Raw genomic sequence first — 18803 nt, 5'->3', positions numbered from 1 at the left:
TAGGACAAACCGCGTTTCCCTATCAAGAGGCAACAGCGCCCATGTGGTACAACGGTTTACTCGACCTGTCGGTCTGGCAGCTGGTGGCTGCGACCTTGCTGATGACGCATGTGACCATCGTCAGCGTCACCGTCTATCTGCACCGCTACTCTGCGCACCGGGCACTGGAACTGCACCCGGCGCTCAAGCATTTCTTCCGTTTCTGGCTGTGGCTGACCACCGGCCAGAACACCCGCGAGTGGACCGCGATTCACCGCAAGCACCACGCCAAGTGCGAAACCGTCGATGACCCGCACAGCCCGGTCATCAAAGGCCTGAGCACTGTGCTGCGCAAAGGCGCCGAACTCTATCAGGAAGAGGCGAAGAACCAGGAAACGTTGCGCATCTACGGCAAGAACTGCCCGGATGACTGGATCGAGCGCAATGTCTACAGCCGTTACCCGATCGGCGGCGTGACCCTGATGGCGATCATCGACCTGGCCCTGTTCGGCGTGCTTGGCATGACCGTCTGGGCGATTCAGATGGTGTGGATTCCGTTCTGGGCCGCCGGCGTGATCAACGGCCTGGGCCACGCGGTCGGCTATCGCAACTTCGAGTGCCGCGACGCCGCCACCAACCTGGTGCCCTGGGGCATCATCATCGGTGGCGAAGAACTGCACAACAACCACCATACCTATCCCAACAGCGCCAAGCTGTCGGTGAAGAAGTGGGAGTTCGATATGGGGTGGGCCTGGATCAAGCTGTTCAGCTTCCTCGGCCTGGCCAAGGTGCAGCGCGTTGCGCCCATCGCCCATCGGGTAGAAGGTAAGGGGCATCTGGACATGGACACTGCCATGGCCATCCTCAACAACCGGTTCCAGATCATGGCGCAGTACCGCAAGCTGGTAATCGCGCCGCTGGTCAAGCAGGAAGTGGCCAAGGCCGACGAATCCGTTCGTCACCTGTTCCGTCGTGCCAAGCGTTTGCTGTCGCGTGAGCCGAGCCTGCTGCAAGAGCAGCACCATGCGCGCATCGCCGACATGCTGGCGCAGAGCCAGGCGCTCAAGGTGATCTACGAGAAGCGCCTGGCGCTGCAGCAGATCTGGGTCAGGACCAGCAGCAACGGCCACGATATGCTCGAGGCCATGAAGCAATGGGTACACGAGGCCGAGGCCAGTGGCATCCAGTCTCTGCGAGAGTTCGCCGAGCAGCTCAAGACCTACTCGCTGCGGCCTTCCAGCGCTACCGCCTGATCGCCGTTCGATACCAGCGAAGGCCCGCCGAACTGGCGGGCCTTTGTGTTTGTCCAACAGCTCGCACTATGCTCAATTCAATGCGAGGCAAGGCGGGATGGCCGCTGTAATGGACGATCAAGGCAACGCTGTTTCCGAGTTGGAAGAACTGACCCTGGCGCTGCTGCACAGCCGGGCCGAGGTAGAACGTCTGGGTGAGCGCGAGCAGTTGTTCAGCAGCTTGCTTGGCAGCGTCAACGCGGTGCTCTGGGCCTTCGACTGGAACGAGCAGCGAATGATTTATGTCAGCCCGGCCTATGAGCACATATTCGGTCGCTCCGCCGCACTGTTGTTGGCTGATTACGGTGAATGGCGCAACAGCATTTACCCGGATGATCTCGATTACGCCGCCGAAAGCCTGGCCAAAGTGTTGGAAACCGGTGCCGTGGAGTCGCGCGAGTACCGCATCATTCGCGCCGATGGCCAATTGCGTTGGCTCAGCGACAAGTGTTTCGTCAGCCCGAGGCTGAGGGCGGAACAAGGCAACGTGATCGTCGGTATCGCCGAAGACATCACCGAGAAGAAGCGTTTGGAAGGGGAGCTGCATCGGCTCGCCACCACCGATGTGCTGACCCAAAGTAGCAATCGCCGGCATTTCTTCGAGTGCGCCCGCCGCGAGTTCGAGCATGCGCGCAAGTTTGGCAGCCCGCTGGCTTTCCTGCTGCTCGATCTCGATGACTTCAAGAAGATCAACGACCAGTACGGTCACCAGATCGGTGATGAAGTGTTGCGTCGCCTGGCTCATTGCGGCAGCAATGCCTTGCGACGCGGCGATCTGTTCGGGCGTATCGGCGGTGAGGAGTTCGCGGCGCTGTTCCCGGGCTGCGAGCAGGACGTGGCCTTGCAGGTAGCTGAACGACTACAGCGCGAGGTGCAGCGCCTCAGCTTTCAGCATGAAGGTACCAGCTTCGGCATCACCGTCAGCCAGGGACTGACCAGTCTGCTGGCAACCGATGTCAGCCTCGATGCGCTCTATGCGCGTGCCGACGCGGCAATGTATCTGGCCAAGCGACAAGGCAAGAACCAGATCGTATTGGGATGATGGCTGGCGAATTTCCGCCTGAGAGCTTGTTCTCATCGGCGGAAATTTGCCTAGCTTCAGGTGTCATCGATCAGTCACTCGTCTGCAGAAAAACTGTAACCTATTGCTCTAGAAGCCTTAGCGCGCCCTATGCAGATAGCTGGCGCGCTATCTGCATAGGTCCCGCCTGACCCGACCTGGATGTCGGCGCAAAACAACAACGACGAGAGAGTACTCATGATGCAACACTCTGCCCGCTTCATTCCGGCCGCCTCGCCGCGTTCGCCGTTGTTCCGTTCTTCCTGAGTTTTCACACGCCCCATCGAGCCCGGCTTTAGCCGTGTCTGGCTCGCGGGCGCGTATGCCCCATTCGTTCCGGCCTGCCTCTTCGTGCCGAAGTCTGTGCCGGGCGATGCGTCACCTTAAACACACTGGAGAGAAACATAATGAGAAAGACCTCCCTGGCACTGGCCGTAGCCGCCAGCACCCTGGGCCTGAGCCAAGTCGCTTCCGCCGATTTCATCGGCGACAGCAAAGCCAGCTTGACCATGCGCAACTTCTACTTCGACCAGAACACCGTGAACACCACCAATAACAATGGTGAGGCCAGCGAGTGGGGTCAGGGCTTCATTCTCAATTACCAGTCCGGTTTCACTGAAGGCACCGTCGGCTTCGGCGTCGACGCAGTCGGCATGCTGGGTGTGCGTCTGGACGGTGGCGGTCGTGCCGGCAAAGCTGATCGTGATCGCACTCCGGGTCAGCTGTTCCCGCTGGAAAGCGATGGCAGCGCCGTGGATGACTTCAGCAAGGCTGGCGCTACCGCCAAGGTTCGCGTCTCCAAGACCGAAGGCCGTATCGGTACCCTGATGCCGAAGCTGCCGATCCTGGTGTCCAACGACGGTCGCCTGCTGCCGCAGATGTTCGAAGGCGGCATGATCACCTCCAATGAAATCGACAACCTGACCCTGACTGCAGGTCAGATCGAGCATGCCACCAGCCGTGCTTCGAGCAACAGCACCGGCTTGTCGGTCGCTGGCGGTAGCGAGGCCTCCAACAAGTTTTACTTCGCTGGCGGTGACTGGAAGGTCAACAGCGATCTGACCGCGCAGTACTACTACGCGAACCTGGAAGACTACTACAAGCAGCACTTCGCCGGTCTGGGCCACAACCTGGCGCTGGGCGAAGGTAGTCTGAAAACTGACCTGCGTTACTTCCGTACCACTTCCGACGGCAAGAATGGCAAGGAAGCGGGCTACTCCGTGGGTGGTTACACCCGTAACGGTGACGGCAAGATCGACAACAACACCTGGAGCGCTGCCTTCACCTACAGCCTGGGCAGCCATGCCGTAATGCTCGGCCATCAGCGCGTGTCCGAGGACAGCAACTTCGTCCAGCTGAACCAGGGCGGCATCGAGGGCTCCACGGGCGCCAGCGTCTATCTGCTGACCGACCGTCTGGTGAACAGCTTCACCCGCGCCGGTGAGCGCACCACCTTCGGTCAGTACAGCTATGACTTCGCCAGTGCTGGCGTACCTGGCCTGAAGGCTTCGGTAGCCTATCTGAAGGGCACCAATATCAAGACCACTGGCAGCGATGCCAAAGAGTGGGAGCGTGACGTAGCTCTGGACTACGTGTTCCAGGATGGCGCTCTGAAAGGTCTGGGTCTGGGCTGGCGTTACGGCGTGCTGCGTGGCAACGCTGCAACCGACACCGACCAGAACCGCCTGATCGTCAGCTACACCCTGCCGCTGCTCTAAGGCGGTATGGGCGGGGCCTTGTGCCCGCCTGCGCTGTCATAAAAGCCCGCATCGAAAGATGCGGGCTTTTTTCATTCCGCGGTCGCTACGCTCGCGTTTGCCGATGCAGCGAGAATGGCGCTGGCCAGGGCCATATCGTCGGCGTCCTGCAATTGCGGGTTGGCGCTGCGCAACTGCTGCATCGCGGCCTCCAGATGCGGGCCGCGGATTTCTCCGTTGCTGGCGACGAAGCTGCTGGCGTCTTCTTCAGTCGCCGCGACCAGCTTGCGATCCTTGAATGTAAGGTAGGTCGAGGCGGTGGTGGCGCCCGAGGACAGAATATCGCGCAGCAGGCCATCGGCTGCTGCGGTCTGGGCGATCAGGCAGGCACTGAGCGCCAGTGCGGCACGGCTCGTTACACGCATGATGAAACTCCTGTGGGGTGGTTCTTATCCTAGGAGTGGTACAAGCCGCTTGTGGTTCCTTGGCGGCGATGGCCGGTTGCCACGCCGGTCAGTTCCGCAGCCTGTGCGCGCGATGTTGATGGCGCCACCAGAGCAGCGCCGAGCTGACTGCCAGCGCGCCGAACACCAGGAACTGCCAGGCCCAGGGCAGATCCGGAAACAGGTAGGACAGCGCCCCGACGCCGACAGCCACCAGACCTATCCACAGCAGATAGCCGCCGGCGCCGAACACTTCGAGAATCAGCAGCAGGGTGGCCAGTGCCAGCCAGTCCCAGAACGACAGATGTTGCAGGTAGGTGATCATGAGAAGACGCGGCCACCTGTAGCCAGACAGTTTGCCGGTCGCCCTTGGGTGTGCATCGCTAAGACTCCATTGCCAGATACAACAATCTAAGCACAGCGGCTGAGGCTCTGCCGCCGACCCCTTCGCAAGGTGGGCGGATGCCGGTCAATCCTTGCGAACTGGAGCGCATCCAAGCGTTTGGCAGGCGGCTTGACAGCGTAGTGCTTGCGCGTCATCGCTGCGCGGGTATCAGCGCTGTTCGCTTTGCGGCGTAACGCGCAGCACTTCCTCGATGGTGGTCAGCCCGGCCGCGACCTTCTGCGCGCCGGACAGGCGCAGGCTGCGCATGCCGTCCTTGAAGGCGGCGCGGCGCAGCAGGGTGAGGTCGGTATCGGCGGAGATCAGCGGCTTGATCGCGTCGTTGATCAGCATGATTTCGTACACACCGGCACGGCCCCGGTAGCCGGTTTCACGGCATTCCAGGCAGCCAACGGCGTGGTGCGCCTGGGTCGGCAGCGGCGAGCTCCAGGGCCGGGTCAGGCCGTTCCAGGTGTCCTCGTCCAGCTGCACCGGTGCCTTGCAGTGCGGGCACAGGGTACGCACCAGGCGCTGGGCCATGACGCCGAGGATGGTGGCCTTGAGCAGGTAGTGCGGCACGCCCAGTTCCAGCAGGCGGGTGATGGCGCTGGGGGCATCGTTGGTGTGCAGGGTGGAGAGCACCAGGTGACCGGTGAGCGCGGCCTGGATGGCCATCTCGGCGGTTTCCAGGTCGCGGATCTCGCCGACCATGATGATGTCCGGGTCCTGGCGCATCAGGGCGCGCACGCCGCTGGCGAAGTTGAGGTCGATGTTGTGTTGCACCTGCATCTGGTTGAAGGCGCCCTCGATCATCTCGATCGGGTCCTCGATGGTGCAGACGTTCACCTCCGGCGTCGCCAGCTGCTTGAGCGTGGTGTAGAGCGTGGTGGTCTTGCCCGAGCCGGTGGGGCCGGTGACCAGGATGATGCCGTTGGGCTGGCTCGTCATGCTCTGCCAGCGGCGCAGGTCGTCCGGTGAGAAGCCGAGCTGGTCCGGGCTTTTCAGCAGCACCTCGGGGTCGAAGATACGCATCACCATCTTCTCGCCGAAGGCGGTGGGCAGGGTGGACAGGCGCAGCTCCACCTCGCCGCCGTCCGGGGTCTTTGTCTTGACCCGGCCGTCTTGCGGTTTGCGCTTCTCGGCGATGTTCATGCGGCCCAGGTTCTTCAGGCGGCTGACCACCGCCATGGTGACCTGGGCGGGGAACTGGTAGACAGTGTGCAGCACGCCGTCGATGCGAAAGCGCACGGTACCCTGCTCGCGGCGCGGTTCGATATGAATATCGCTGGCGCGCTGCTGGAAGGCGTACTGAAACAGCCAGTCGACGATATTGACGATGTGCGCGTCGTTGGCGTCCGGCTCCTGATCCTGGGCGCCGAGGCTCAGCAATTGCTCGAAGTTGCCGACGCCGCTGATCTTCTGATCGGTGGCATTGGCGCCGCTGACCGAGCGGGCCAGGCGGTAGAACTCGGTGGTAAAGCGCTGGATGTCCGCCGGGTTGGCTACCACGCGCTTGATCGGACGCTTGAGCACGTGGATCAGGTTGGCTTCCCAGCTGTGCACCAGCGGCTGGCTGCTGGCGATGGTCACGCTTTCGCTGTCCACCGCCACGGCAAGGATCTTGTGACGCTGGGCGAAGGCGTAGGACATCAGCGGGGTGATGGCCGGTACGTCGATCTTCAGCGGGTCGATGCGCAGGTAGGGTTGGCCGGCGAAGTTGGCCAGCCAGACGGTAAGGGTTTCCAGGTCGAGCTTCTTGCCCGGGCGCGTCAGGTCATCGACCTGCTGCGCGGCGAGGAACTCCAGCGGGTGCTGGGCGTTGTTCAGCGAGCTGCGGCGAATCGCCAGGCACTGCTCGGCCACGTCCTGCTCGACCCGGCCCTGGGCCACCAGCTCGCGCAGCAGGTCGCCAAGATCCAGTACACGGTCAGGGGCGGTAGCGGTGAAGGCGGACATGCGGGCTCCTCGGGTCGGCCTGAACAAGGGTAGCAGGTCGTACTTCAACGACCTTTAGCCGAGCTAGGATGCCCGAAAAGCTGCGTGAGGGCGAAGTGCCTGGCGTGACCGAATGCCCGCTTCAGGCCACCTCCGTCTCCAGGCTGTGATCCAGGTGCTGCCAATCCACCTGCCAGACGCACACCAGGCCGCGCAGCTTCTGCGCCAGTACGCCGGCCCGGTGCAACGAGAGGCCGGGCAGGCGCAGGCTGATGTGCAGATCATCCTGCAGACGCTCCATGTGCAGAGCCTCGGGAAGCAGTTGCAATTGGGCGAACAGGCCGAGCAGGCGACACATCACGTCGGCTTCGGCATCGGTACGCAACTGGTATTCGACGCACGCATCAGGACGATCCTGCCAGGGATCACGGCGGTTAGCGGCGGACGGAAAAGGAGTGGTATCAGGCATGGCGGCAGCTCGGGCAGGTTTTGCCTAAGTTTCCACCTTGTATGGGCAAAAGTTCTGCCTGGTTTTCTGTGTTTATCGGGGCTTTGTGGATAGACTTGCCTGGATAATCAGATATCCGGGATTTTTTATGTCCGTCACCTTGGATGCCTACGATCAACGCATTCTTGCCCTGCTGCAGGAAGATGCTGGCTTGTCCACCGCCGAGATCGCCGAGCGCATCGGCCTGTCGCAATCACCCTGCTGGCGCCGTATTCAGCGGCTCAAGGAGGAGGGGGTGATCCGCAAGCAGGTGACGTTGCTCGATCGCAAGCGAATCGGCCTGCATACGCAGGTCTTCGCGCAGGTCAAACTCAACGCCCATGGCCGCTCCAACCTGACCGAATTCGCCGAAGCCATGCGCGAGTTCCCCGAGGTGCTGGAGTGCCATGTGCTGATGGGCGCGGTGGACTTCATGCTGCGCATCGTCACTCGCGATATCGAGGCTTATGAGCGCTTCTTCTTCGAGAAGCTGTCTCTGGTACCGGGGATCCAGGAGGTGAACTCCATCGTAGCGCTGTCGGAGATCAAGTCCACCACCAGCTTGCCGCTTGCTTAGGGTTTGATCGGAGGCGACTGCTCGGCGTTGCGCTTACCGGGTGGCGTAAGCCCCATGGACACGTAGATGCTGGTCAGTTGCTCCACGCCCATGTCGGCGGGGCGTATCCATTGTTCTGGCACATAGAGCAGGCCGCCGCCCACCGGAATCGGTGCGGTGGGAATGAGAACGGCGCAGTAGGCGCGGCCTTCCAGCTCGATGCTCTCCGAGCTCGGGCGCAGGGCGAGCACCGCTGCGCCGTCGCCCCCGAAGAAGCACCAGACCGGCGCCATGGTGGTGATATCCGGGTTCTTGCTTCTGTCCAGCAAGCCCACGAAGCGGTCGGCCAGGTTGTAGAAGTTGCCGATCAGCGGCGTGCGCCGCAAGGTGCGGTCGAGCAACCAGGACAGCGGACGGCGCAGGCCCAGTTGTACGGCCAGGCCAAGCGGATAAAGGCTGGCGAGCAGTACCAGGCTGCCCAGCAGATAGGCCATGTAGCCATTGCTGGAGAAGGGCTGACCGAGCGCCGCGAACAGCTGGCCGATCAGGGTCGAGGGGCCGACCAGGCGGTTGAGCAGGCTGAATATCCAGGCAAGCAGGGCCAGGGTCAGCACCAATGGCAACAGTGCCAGCAGGCCGGTCAGCCAGGTGGTAACGATGGATTTCAGGCTGCTTCTGATCATGCCTCGGTTTCCACGATGAAGATGCCGGCGCACTTTACGCCTGTGCAGGCGGCTGTGGGCAGTGCAGTATGCGCTGTGAGCCGGAGGAAATGGCTACAGCGCTTTTCTTCAGCCTAACGCGCTTTCCTTGCAAGCAAAAAAAGCCCGGCACCAAGGCCGGGCGGAGTGGGTACACAAGGTACCGAAGTAGCAGCGTTCTTCAGGCTCAGCTCATGCCCAGCCAGTTCGGCAGGGCCATGGACACGGCCGGAATGTAAGTGATCACCATCAGGAAGCTGATCAGCATCATCAGCCACGGCAGCGCCGCGCGGATCACGTGGGTCAGCGGCATGCCGGTCACCGCCGAGGTGACGAACAGGTTCAGCCCCACGGGTGGCGTGATCAGGCCGATTTCCATGTTCACCACCATGATGATGCCCAGGTGGATCGGATCGATGCCCAGCTGCATGGCGATGGGGAAGAGAATCGGTGCCAGAATCAGGATGATCGCCGACGGTTCCATGAAGGCGCCGGCCACCAGCAGCACGATGTTCACCACCAGCAGGAACTGCCACGGCTGCAGGCCCAGCTCCACCACCCAGGCGGTGATTTGCTGCGGGATCTGCTCGGTGGTCAGCACGTGAGCGAAGAGCATGGCGTTGGCGATGATGAACATCAGCATGATGGTCAGCTTGCCGGACTCCAGCAGCACCTTCGGGCACTCGCGGATGGTCAGGTCCTTGTACACGAACAGCGCGACGAAGCCGGCGTAGACCGCCGCCACGGCCGCAGCCTCGGTCGGGGTGAACATACCGGTGTAGATACCGCCGAGGATGATCACCATCAGCAGCAGGCCCCAGAACGCTTCGCGCGCAGCGCGCAGCCATTCGCGGAAGCTGGCGCGCGGCAGGGCCGGCAGCTTCTTGATGCGGGCGACAATGTAGATCGCGATCATCAGTGCCAGGCCAAGCATCACGCCCGGAATCACACCGGCCATGAACAGCTTGCCCACCGACTGCTCGGTGGCGGCAGCGTACACCACCATCACGATCGATGGCGGGATCAGGATGCCCAGGGTACCGGCGTTACACACGATACCGGCGCCGAAGGCCTGCGGATAACCGGAGCGCACCATGCCTGCGATGGCGATGGAGCCCACCGCAGCCACGGTGGCGGGCGAGGAGCCGGACAGCGCGGCGAACAGCATGCACGCCAGCACCGCGCCGATGGCCAGGCCACCACGGATATGGCCGACGCAGGCGTTGGCGAAGTCGATCAGGCGCTTGGCCACACCGCCGGTGGTCATGAAGGCGCCGGACAGCAGGAAGAACGGGATCGCCAGCAGAGTGTAGTGCTCGGAGGTCTCGAACAGCTTGATCGCCAGCGAGCGCACCGAGTCGGGGCTGAACAGCATGATGGTGATCGAGCCGGCCAGGCCGAGCGACGCGGCGATCGGCACGCCGATGAACATCAGCAAGAACAGCAGCAGGAAGAGGAACAGAACGGTCATTATTTGGCCTCCTCGTGCTCATTGACCTTGAGGGCGTCGGCGGCTTCGTCAGCCAGACCGAGACCGGTCTGCTCGTTGCGCAGGATGCGCACGAGGATCTCCAGGAAGCGGATGAACACCATGGCATAGCCGAAGGGCACGATCATGCCGATGTGCCATTGCTGGATGCCGTAGTGGCCCAGATCCTCGGCACCGATGCCGGCGATGAACAGGGTGCGAACCCAGTCGAAGCTGCCGACGGCGATCAGGCCGGCGTAGCCAAGGCAAGCCGAGCAGGCGATCACGCCGATCACGCGCTGGATGCCGCGTGGGGCGAGCTTGACCAGCGCGTCGACGCCGATGTGGCCGGCGGTGCGCACGCCATAGGCCAGGCCGAAGAAGATCAGCCAGCCGAACAGGGCCTTGGTCAGGGCATTGCTCCAGGTCATCGCCTGGGCCAGATCGAGAATGAAGTCGCCGATAGCGAGCAGGGTCTCGTTACCGCCGAAGGTGTCACCCAGCCAGTAGAACAGGGTGTAGAAATTGTTGAGGATCACGTAGACGAAAGTGATCAGCGTCATGGTTGCCAGAAGAAAGGCGATGAAGCCTTCTTCGAAGTGCTCCCAGGCGCGCCGCAAGGCGTTCATGGATGATTCTCCCGAATGGAAAGGGCGTAGGGTGGGACGGTAGCCGCCCCACCGGTAACAGCATTGGACGACGCCCGTCGCGGGCGTCGTGGTGGGTCAGAGCTGCAGCGCTCTGCCCACCCTACGGCTCTCCGGCCTTATTGCTGGTTGGCGGCCTGTGCAGCCTTGATCAGGTCGGCACCGATCTCGCCTTCGAACTTCTTCCATACCGGCTGCATGGCGTCGCGCCACTGGTCACGCTGCTCCGGGGTCAGAGTCAGGATCTCGGTGGTACCGGCGTCGATGATGCGCTGCTTGTCGCCTTCGTTGAGGGCGTCAGCCTGCTTGTTCACCTCGACGGTGACCTCGGCGATGATCTTGTTCAGCTCGTCGCGTACGTCAGCCGGCAGACCGTCCCAGAACTTGGTGTTGGTGATCAGCATGTAGTCCAGCAGGCCATGGTTGGACTCGGTGATGTACTTCTGCACTTCGTGCATCTTCTGGCTGTAGATGTTCGAGTACGGGTTCTCGGCACCGTTGACCACGCCAGTCTGCAGGCCCTGATAGACCTCGGCGAAGCTCATCTTGCGCGGGTTGGCGCGCACGGCCTTGAACTGCTCTTCCAGTACGGCGGATGCCTGTACGCGGAACTTCAGACCGCGGGCGTCCTTGGGCTCCAGCAGCGCCTTGTTGGCCGACAGCTGCTTCAGGCCGTTGTGCCAGTAGGCCAGGCCGGTGATGCCCTTGTCGGTCATGGAGGTCAGCAGCTTCTGGCCTTCCGGACCTTTCTGAAAGCGATCAACAGCAGCCATGTCGTCGAACAGGAACGGCAGGTCGAATACCTGCAGCTGCTTGGTGTAATGCTCGAACTTGGCCAGGGACGGGGCGATGATCTGGACGTCGCCGAGCAGCAGCGCTTCCATTTCCTTGCCGTCGCCGAACAGCGAGGAGTTCGGGTAGACCTCGACCTTGACCTTGTCGCCCAGACGCTCTTCAGCCAGTTGCTTGAACAGCACGGCACCCTGACCTTTCGGGGTGTGCTCGGCAACCACGTGAGAGAACTTGATGACGATCGGGTCGGCAGCGTGAACCACGCCAGCGATGGACAGGGACAGGGCGCAAGCCAGCGCCTTGGCAGTCAGTTTGAACATGCGGATGCTTCCTCTTGTTGTGTTTATCGCATTTGCGCCGAAGCGCTGCTGACGAACGGACAAGAGCAAGTCTAGGCGGCTTGGAGAAAAACGCCGGTGGCATCAGCGAGGCCTGGACTTGTACTTGTGGGTTCGCTTGAGGCTAGCCTAGAGCAACCCTTGTGCCAGTCCGCTGTGGGCGGATTCCATGTGCCCGGGAAAGGCCCGTGGCTGCGGGCTTTGATGGCTTTTTGCCGAGGGTTGCGCCGGCGTGCGAGCCTGCTGCCGGCAAGGCTTTAACGGTGGAGTTGGCGGTTTGCCGCCAGTCAGTCGAAGTCCTCTGGCGAGCTTCCGCCAGCGCCGGAGAAATTCAATCCATGTTTGCGCAGCTTGTCATGCAGGGTCTTGCGCGGCACGCCAAGCGCTTCGGCCAGGCTGCGCAGCGAGCCGTGCGGGCGACTCAGCTCGGCCGCGATCAACGCACGCTCGAAGGCTTCGACCTGCTCGCTGAGCCCACCGTTGACCGGCGGCAGGTTCGGCGCGTTGCTGTCCAGCGCCAGTTCCAGGCCCAGGGCGAAACGTTCGGCGGCGTTCTGCAGTTCGCGCACGTTGCCCGGCCATGGATGACGCAGCAGCAGCGCACGCTGGCCCGGCTGCAGTTCGCGCGGAGCCAGGGCATGGCGGGCGGCCGCCCCTTCGGCGAAGTGCTGGAACAGCAGCAGGGCATCCTCGCCGCGCTCGCGCAGCGGCGGAATCGAGAGCGGCGCGACGTTGAGGCGGTAGTAGAGGTCGGCGCGGAAACGCCCGACATCGGCGGCCTGGCGCAGGTCTTCCTTGGTCGCGGCAATCACGCGGATGTCCAGCGGGATCAGCTGGTTGCCGCCGAGACGCTCGACCACACGTTCCTGCAGCAGGCGCAACAGCTTGACCTGCACGTCCAGGCTCATGCTCTCGATCTCGTCGAGGAACAGGGTGCCGCCATTGGCGAACTCGAACTTGCCGATTCTGCGCTTCTGCGCGCCGGTGAAGGCGCCTGCCTCGTGGCCGAACAGCTCGCTCTCCACCACCGATTCGGCCAGCGCACCGGCGTTGATGGCGACGAAGGGGCCGTCGCGGCGGCTGGACAGATCGTGCAGGGCGCGGGCGACCACCTCCTTGCCGGCGCCGGTCTCGCCGAGGATCAGCACGTCGGTGGCGATGCCGGCGAGCGCGCCGATCTGTTCGCGCAGGCGCTGCATGGCAGGCGACTGACCCACCAGGCGGCTGGAGAGTTGCTGGCGGTCGTTGAGCGCCATGCGCAGGCTGCGATTGTCCAGCACCAGGCGACGCAGCTCCAGGGCGCGGCGCACACTGTCGAGCAGAGCATCGTTGGCGAAGGGCTTTTCCAGAAAATCGTAGGCGCCGGCGCGCATCGCCTGTACGGCCAGTGGCACATCGCCGTGACCGGTAATCAGCAGTGCCGGCAGCTCGGCATCGCGTTCGCGAAGCTGCTGCAGCAATTGCAGGCCGTCGATGCCCGGCATGCGGATATCGCTGACCACAACGCCGGGCCAGCCGGCCGGGATACGCGCAGCCAGGCCCTGGGCGTCGCCCAGGCTGAGGACCTTGAGCCCGGCCAGGTCGAGCGTCTGGCTGAGCGCCTGGCGCAGATGGGCATCGTCGTCGATCAGCAGTACCTGAATGCGGCTGTCGATGGCGCTGTCGCTGGTCATGGCGAAGGATCCTCAGATGGTTGCAGGTTGACGCCGGGGCTGGCCAGGCGCAGGCGCAGGGTGATCAGCGCGCCGCCGGCCGGATGATTGGCCAGCAGCAGTTCGCCGTCCAGCGCCCGCACCAGACTATCGCAGATGGCCAGGCCGAGCCCCAGGCCCTGGGCGCTGGTCTTGGTGGTGAAGAAGGGCTCACGCGCACGGGCGAGGGATTCGGCCGAGAAGCCCGGGCCATTGTCGCGCAGCAGCAGCTCGAGGTGTTCGGCCTGATGCTCGATGCTGATCCAGATGCGCCGTGGCCGCGCCTTGTCGACCAGGGCATCGAGCGCATTGCCGAGCAGGTTGCCGAGCACCTGGCGCAGGCGTGTCTCGCCGGCCTGGACCCAGAGCGTGGCGTCCGGCAGGTCGCGGATCAACTCCACATCCATGGCCCGGCGGCGTTTGGCGAGCAAGGCCAGGGCGTCGTCCAGCGCCGGCTGCAGAGCGACCCGCTCCGGTGCATGGCGATCACGGCGGGCAAAGGCGCGCAGATGGGCGATGATCGAGGCCATGCGCTCGGTCAGTTCGCTGATCAGTTTGAGGTTGGCACGGGCATCGTCGCTGCGCTGGTGATCGAGCAAGGTGCTGGCGTTCTCCGCGTAGCTGCGGATCGCGCCCAGCGGCTGATTGAGCTCGTGACTGATACTGGCGCTCATGGTGCCGAGCGCGGAAAGCTTGCCGGCCTGGACCAGCTCGTCCTGGGCGCGCACCAGTTCCTGCTGGGCCTGCTCGCGCTCCAGCACTTCCTGCTTGAGGCGGCTGTTGAGCAGTTCCAAGTCCCGCGTACGTTCGGCCACTCGCTGCTCCAGCTCGGCCTTGGCGCGGGCGTCGAGGGCGATGCGTTCCAGGTAATGACGGCGACGCAGGATCAGCAGGCCAAGCAGCAGCAGCACGGCCAGCAGGGCAGCCGCACCGACAGCTACCGCGCTGCGCACAGGGCGGTCGAGCAGGATGCGCGGGGCGAGAATGCTCACCGTCCAGCCGGTTTCTTCCAGGGCGCGGCTTTGTGTCAGCCAGGCGTTGGGCTCGAGCTCGAGCGCGGGCGGCGCCTGGGTTGGGTAGGGCTGGTTGGCGGCGATCGCCAGTTGCTCGGTGCGGTCCAGTGGGCGGCTGGCATGGAAGCGCCAGTCCGGGCGTGAGGTGAGAATCACCACGCCATTGGTGTCGGTAACCAGCAGCTGTTCAGGGGTATTGCCCCATAGCGTTTCGGTATGGTCCAGGTCGACCTTCACCACCAGTGCGCCAATGTTGTGATCGTCTTCGCGCACCGGGTAGGCGAAGTAGTAACCGCGTTTGCCGGAGGTGGTGCCGAGGCCGAAGAAGCGGCCCAGGCGCCCTGCCAGTGCTTCGCGAAAGTACGGGCGAAAGGCGAAATTGCCGGCGACGAAGCTGTCGGGCTTGTCCCAGTTGGAGGCGGCCAGGGTGACACCGCGGGTGTTCATCAGGTAGATCACGTCGGCGCCGGTCTGGTTCTTCACGCGCGCCAGCAGGCGGTTGGCGCTGTCCAGTACGGCGGGATCCTCTGGCGCCTGCAGTGCGGCGCGCAGGCCGGGCAGGTCACCGAGAATCTGCGGCAGCACCTCGTAGCGACGCAGCGTACCGAGCAGGTTGGCCACGTAGAGGTCCAGTGTCTGCCGATTCTGTTCGGTCAGTACTTCGCGGTAGTAACGCTCGGCGAGGAAGTGCACCGGCCACAGCAGTGGCGCGAGCAGCAGCGCCAGCAGCACGAGGCTGCGCCAGCGCAGGCGACGGGGAGTGGCGGTGTTCGTGCTCATGGAAAACCGTGCAGAAATGATCGGCGCATTATGCACGTTAAGCGAGCGGCCGGTGATGTGCGCCGGCCGCTGATGTCAGTTCATGCGCTGCAGGCAGGTGTCCAGTGCCGTGCGCCAGTCCGGCAGGCGAATCTGCCACTCTTCCTCCAGGCGCTCGCCATCCAGGCGCGAATTGAGAGGGCGCTGCGCCGGCGTCGGGTAGTCGCTGCTGGGGATGGGGCGCAGCCGGGCGCAGGGCTTGCCGGCCGCACGCAGACGCTCGGCAATGGCGCTGGCGAAGCCGAACCAGCTGGTCTCGCCCTGGCAGGTCAGGTGATAGGTGCCCCAGCGATGACGTCCTTGCTGCCACTTTTCGATCAGTTCGGCGGTGGCGGTGGCAATACTACCGGCCCAGGTCGGGGCGCCGATCTGGTCGTCGACCACGCTGAGCTCCTCGCGCTCCTGCAGCAGGCGCTGCATGGTCAGGAGGAAGTTGCGCCCGTGCTGCGAGTAGACCCAGCTGGTACGCAGGATCAGGTGGTCGCAGCCACTGATGCGCAGTGCCTGTTCCCCGGCAACCTTGCTGGCGCCGTAGACACCCAGCGGGCGCGGCGTGTCCGCCTCGCGGTAGGGCGTGGTCTTGCTGCCGTCGAAGACGTAGTCGGTGGAATAGTGGATCAGCGGGATGTCCAGTTCGAAGCAGGCATCGGCCATGACGCCCGGCGCTTCGGCATTGATGGTGAAGGCCAGTTCGCGCTCCTGTTCGGCCTGATCGACGGCGGTGTAGGCGGCGGCATTGATCACCAGCGCCGGGCGCTCGCGCAGAATGATTTCGCGCAGGCCGGCCGGGCGCGACAGGTCGAAATCCTGACGACCGAGGCTGATCAATTCATGCTCGCGCAGGGCCAGTTGCAACTCGCGGGCGACCTGGCCGGTGTGGCCGCTGATCAGGATCTTCATGGGAAGGTCTCGGCGTCTGCAAGGCTCAGGCCCTGTTGGTCCTTGGCCGACAGTTGTGGCGTCAGGCCGTCCAAGGGCCAGTCGATGGCCAGCTGCGGGTCGTCCCAGCGGATGCAGCGTTCATGGGCAGGGGCATAATAATCGGTTGTCTTGTAGAGGAACTCGGCGTACTCACTGAGCACCAGGAAACCGTGTGCGAAGCCCTCCGGTACCCACATCTGGCGTTTGTTTTCGGCCGACAGATGAACGCCGACCCATTTGCCGAAATTCGGCGAGCTGCGCCGCACATCCACCGCCACGTCATAGACCTCGCCGGCGCTGACGCGCACCAGCTTGCCCTGGGCTTGCTGCACCTGATAATGCAGGCCGCGCAGCACGCCTCGCGCTGAGCGCGAGTGGTTGTCCTGCACGAACTCGCGGGTCACTCCGCTGGCTTCGGCGAAGCGCCGTGCGTTGAAGCTCTCGTAGAAAAAGCCGCGTTCGTCGCCGAACACCTGGGGCTCCAGAATCAGCACTTCCGGTAGTGCGGTCGCGATCACTTTCACAGCGACTCCTCCGCCAGTTTGTAAAGGTATTGACCATAACCGGTCTTGCCCAGCGCCTTGGCGCACGTAAGCAATTTCTCGCGGTCGATCCAGCCCTGCTGATAGGCAATTTCCTCAAGGCAGGCGACTTTCAGACCCTGGCGTTTCTCCACCGTCTGTACGTACTGCGAAGCGTCGATCAGGCTGTCGTGAGTGCCGGTATCGAGCCAGGCAAAGCCACGGCCGAAGCGCTCCACGCGCAGGTCGCCACGGGCCAGGTAGGCATTGTTCACATCGGTAATTTCAAGCTCGCCGCGTGGCGAGGGTTTGACGGCCTTGGCGATTTGCACCACATCATTGTCGTAGAAATACAGGCCGGTGACGGCGAAGCTGGATTTCGGCTTAGCCGGCTTTTCCTCGATTGACAGCGCATTGCCTGCCGCGTCGAACTCGACCACGCCGAAGCGCTGAGGATCGCTGACCCAGTAACCGAAGACCGTGGCGCCACTGTCGTGGCTGGCGGCGCGTAGCAACATCTCGGTGAAGTGCTGGCCGTGGAAAATGTTGTCACCGAGGATCAGGCAGACCGAGTCGTTGCCGATGAACGACTCGCCGATCAGGAACGCCTGGGCCAGGCCGTCCGGTGAAGGTTGCTGGGCGTACTGCAGCCTGATGCCGAACTGGCTGCCGTCGCCGAGCATCTTCTCGAAGTTGGGCAGGTCTTCGGGGGTGGAGATGATCAGAATCTCGCGAATGCCGGCCAGCATCAGCACCGACAGCGGGTAATAGATCATCGGCTTGTCATAGATCGGCAGCAGCTGTTTGGAAACACCCAGGGTGATGGGATGCAGGCGGGTGCCGGAGCCGCCGGCGAGAATGATGCCTTTCATTGAAGCTCCTTAGAGTGCGCCGAGTCGCTGGCCCTGATAGCTGCCATCCTGCACGCGGCGACACCATTCGAGATTGTCCAGGTACCACTGCACCGTCTTGCGCAGACCTGTTTCGAAGGTCTCCTGCGGCACCCAGCCCAGTTCGCGTTCGATCTTGCTGGCGTCGATGGCATAGCGCAAGTCGTGGCCCGGGCGGTCCTGCACATAGGTGATCAGATCTTCATAGCGCGCGATTCCAGCCGGTTTCTGGGGAGCCAGCTCTTCCAGCAGGGCGCAGATGGCGCGTACCACGTCGAGGTTCTTCTGCTCGTTGTGTCCGCCGATATTGTAGGTCTCGCCGACTTCGCCTTCGCTGACCACCTTGAGCAGCGCTCGCGCGTGATCTTCCACATACAGCCAGTCGCGTACCTGCTGGCCGTTGCCATACACCGGCAGAGGCTTGCCGGCCAGGGCATTGAGGATCATCAGCGGGATCAGCTTCTCGGGGAAATGATAGGGGCCGTAATTGTTCGAGCAGTTGGTGATCAGCACCGGCAGGCCATAGGTGCGTTGCCAGGCGCGGACCAGATGGTCGGACGCGGCCTTGCTCGCCGAGTAGGGTGAGCTGGGGGCATAGGGGGTGGTTTCGGTAAACAGGTCATCGACACCGTGCAGGTCGCCGTAGACCTCATCGGTGGAGATGTGGTGGAAGCGGAAGGCCGCCTTGCGCTCGGGGCTCAGGGTTAGCCAATAGGCGCGTGTATTTTCCAGCAGGCTGTAGGTGCCGACGATGTTGGTCTGGATAAAGGCCGCGGGGCCATCGATGGAGCGGTCGACGTGGGATTCGGCCGCCAGATGCATGATGGCGTCTGGCTGGAATTCGCTCAGCGTCGCAGCGACTCGTACGGCATCAGCAATATCGGCCTGAACGAAGCGGTAGCGCGAATTGCTCGCCACAGGTGCGAGCGACTCGAGGTTGCCGGCGTAGGTCAGCTTGTCGAGGTTGAGCACCTGATGCTCGGTGTGCTGGAGCAGATGGCGGATCAGAGCTGACCCGATAAAGCCGGCACCGCCGGTTATTAGGATGCGCATGGATGATGCCCTTTACCTGTGGAACACGAACGCAAGTCTTCGGCTGCGTAGGATAAGGCAGTCACAGACGAATAGGGGAGGAAAGCATCCATGCCGCTCTGGTCGTCAGTTGCCGGGT

At 63.2% G+C, this 18803-nt stretch carries 18 protein-coding genes; 4 read left to right on the top strand and 14 right to left on the bottom strand.

Features of this window, described 5'->3' with window-relative positions; genetic code table 11:
* The first annotated feature begins 41 nt into the window (after nt 1-41).
* The 3 genes from desA (at nt 42) to GYB81_RS14410 (ending at nt 4049) form a co-directional block, all read left to right on the top strand.
* Nucleotides 42-1232 (top strand): delta-9 fatty acid desaturase DesA, encoded by a 1191-nt coding sequence (gene desA, locus GYB81_RS14420; RefSeq protein WP_161866198.1) that lies wholly within the window; start codon nt 42-44, stop codon nt 1230-1232.
* Nucleotides 1233-1341: 109 nt separating this feature from the next.
* Nucleotides 1342-2313, top strand: coding sequence for a GGDEF domain-containing protein (locus GYB81_RS14415; RefSeq protein ID WP_161866197.1), 972 nt, complete (start codon nt 1342-1344; stop codon nt 2311-2313).
* A 425-nt stretch (nt 2314-2738) separates the two neighbouring features.
* Nucleotides 2739-4049, top strand: coding sequence for an OprD family porin (locus GYB81_RS14410; RefSeq protein ID WP_161866196.1), 1311 nt, complete (start codon nt 2739-2741; stop codon nt 4047-4049).
* Between the two features lie 71 nt (nt 4050-4120).
* Here the strand turns inward: GYB81_RS14410 and GYB81_RS14405 are convergent, their stop codons facing one another.
* From GYB81_RS14405 to GYB81_RS14390, 4 genes are all read right to left on the bottom strand, one after another.
* Complete coding sequence (locus GYB81_RS14405; RefSeq protein WP_161866195.1) at nt 4121-4453, bottom strand: DUF2388 domain-containing protein; 333 nt, start codon at nt 4451-4453, stop codon at nt 4121-4123.
* A gap of 88 nt (nt 4454-4541) precedes the next feature.
* Nucleotides 4542-4796 carry an NfeD family protein gene (locus GYB81_RS14400; protein WP_161866194.1) on the bottom strand — a complete coding sequence of 85 codons (255 nt, stop codon included), beginning with the start codon at nt 4794-4796 and terminating at the stop codon, nt 4542-4544.
* Nucleotides 4797-5024: 228 nt separating this feature from the next.
* On the bottom strand, nt 5025-6809 hold the full coding sequence (gene tfpB / locus GYB81_RS14395) for a type IV pilus assembly ATPase TfpB (RefSeq protein WP_161866193.1): 1785 nt from the start codon (nt 6807-6809) through the stop codon (nt 5025-5027).
* A 121-nt stretch (nt 6810-6930) separates the two neighbouring features.
* Nucleotides 6931-7257: an ACT-like domain-containing protein gene (locus GYB81_RS14390; RefSeq protein ID WP_024309964.1), complete on the bottom strand. Its 327-nt coding sequence runs from the start codon at nt 7255-7257 to the stop codon at nt 6931-6933.
* A 127-nt stretch (nt 7258-7384) separates the two neighbouring features.
* Here GYB81_RS14390 and GYB81_RS14385 point away from each other — a divergent pair, with 127 nt between their 5' ends.
* Nucleotides 7385-7852, top strand: coding sequence for an Lrp/AsnC family transcriptional regulator (locus GYB81_RS14385; RefSeq protein ID WP_021490633.1), 468 nt, complete (start codon nt 7385-7387; stop codon nt 7850-7852).
* Here the strand turns inward: GYB81_RS14385 and GYB81_RS14380 are convergent.
* The 10 genes from GYB81_RS14380 to rfbB form a co-directional block, all read right to left on the bottom strand.
* Nucleotides 7849-8514, bottom strand: coding sequence for a DUF502 domain-containing protein (locus GYB81_RS14380; protein ID WP_161866192.1), 666 nt, complete (start codon nt 8512-8514; stop codon nt 7849-7851). The genes GYB81_RS14385 and GYB81_RS14380 overlap by 4 nt on opposite strands.
* A gap of 205 nt (nt 8515-8719) precedes the next feature.
* Nucleotides 8720-10003, bottom strand: a complete 1284-nt coding sequence (dctM, locus tag GYB81_RS14375; RefSeq protein ID WP_024309962.1) for a C4-dicarboxylate TRAP transporter large permease protein DctM — start codon at nt 10001-10003, stop codon at nt 8720-8722.
* Nucleotides 10003-10629, bottom strand: a complete 627-nt coding sequence (locus GYB81_RS14370) for a TRAP transporter small permease (RefSeq protein ID WP_024309961.1) — start codon at nt 10627-10629, stop codon at nt 10003-10005. Before GYB81_RS14370 ends, dctM begins: the two co-directional genes overlap by 1 nt.
* Before the next feature lie 137 nt (nt 10630-10766).
* Nucleotides 10767-11759 carry a C4-dicarboxylate TRAP substrate-binding protein DctP gene (dctP, locus tag GYB81_RS14365; protein WP_024309960.1) on the bottom strand — a complete coding sequence of 331 codons (993 nt, stop codon included), beginning with the start codon at nt 11757-11759 and terminating at the stop codon, nt 10767-10769.
* Between the two features lie 305 nt (nt 11760-12064).
* Nucleotides 12065-13450, bottom strand: a complete 1386-nt coding sequence (locus GYB81_RS14360; RefSeq protein ID WP_161866191.1) for a sigma-54-dependent transcriptional regulator — start codon at nt 13448-13450, stop codon at nt 12065-12067.
* Nucleotides 13447-15261, bottom strand: a complete 1815-nt coding sequence (locus tag GYB81_RS14355; protein ID WP_161866190.1) for a sensor histidine kinase — start codon at nt 15259-15261, stop codon at nt 13447-13449. The genes GYB81_RS14360 and GYB81_RS14355 overlap by 4 nt, the downstream gene beginning before the upstream one ends.
* Before the next feature lie 75 nt (nt 15262-15336).
* Complete coding sequence (gene rfbD / locus GYB81_RS14350) at nt 15337-16200, bottom strand: dTDP-4-dehydrorhamnose reductase (protein WP_161866189.1); 864 nt, start codon at nt 16198-16200, stop codon at nt 15337-15339.
* Nucleotides 16197-16745 (bottom strand): dTDP-4-dehydrorhamnose 3,5-epimerase, encoded by a 549-nt coding sequence (gene rfbC / locus GYB81_RS14345; protein WP_161866188.1) that lies wholly within the window; start codon nt 16743-16745, stop codon nt 16197-16199. The genes rfbD and rfbC overlap by 4 nt, the downstream gene beginning before the upstream one ends.
* Nucleotides 16742-17614 carry a glucose-1-phosphate thymidylyltransferase RfbA gene (gene rfbA, locus GYB81_RS14340; protein WP_161866187.1) on the bottom strand — a complete coding sequence of 291 codons (873 nt, stop codon included), beginning with the start codon at nt 17612-17614 and terminating at the stop codon, nt 16742-16744. Before rfbA ends, rfbC begins: the two co-directional genes overlap by 4 nt.
* A gap of 9 nt (nt 17615-17623) precedes the next feature.
* Entirely contained in the window at nt 17624-18685 is a 1062-nt protein-coding gene (gene rfbB / locus GYB81_RS14335) for a dTDP-glucose 4,6-dehydratase (protein WP_161866186.1), read from the bottom strand.
* Between the last annotated feature and the right edge of the window lie 118 nt (nt 18686-18803).

Source organism: Pseudomonas yangonensis, from assembly GCF_009932725.1.
Taxonomy (GTDB): Bacteria; Pseudomonadota; Gammaproteobacteria; order Pseudomonadales; family Pseudomonadaceae; genus Aquipseudomonas; species Aquipseudomonas yangonensis.
The sequence above is the reverse complement of the archived record's forward strand: the minus strand, read 5'-3'. Positions and strand labels throughout refer to the sequence as shown.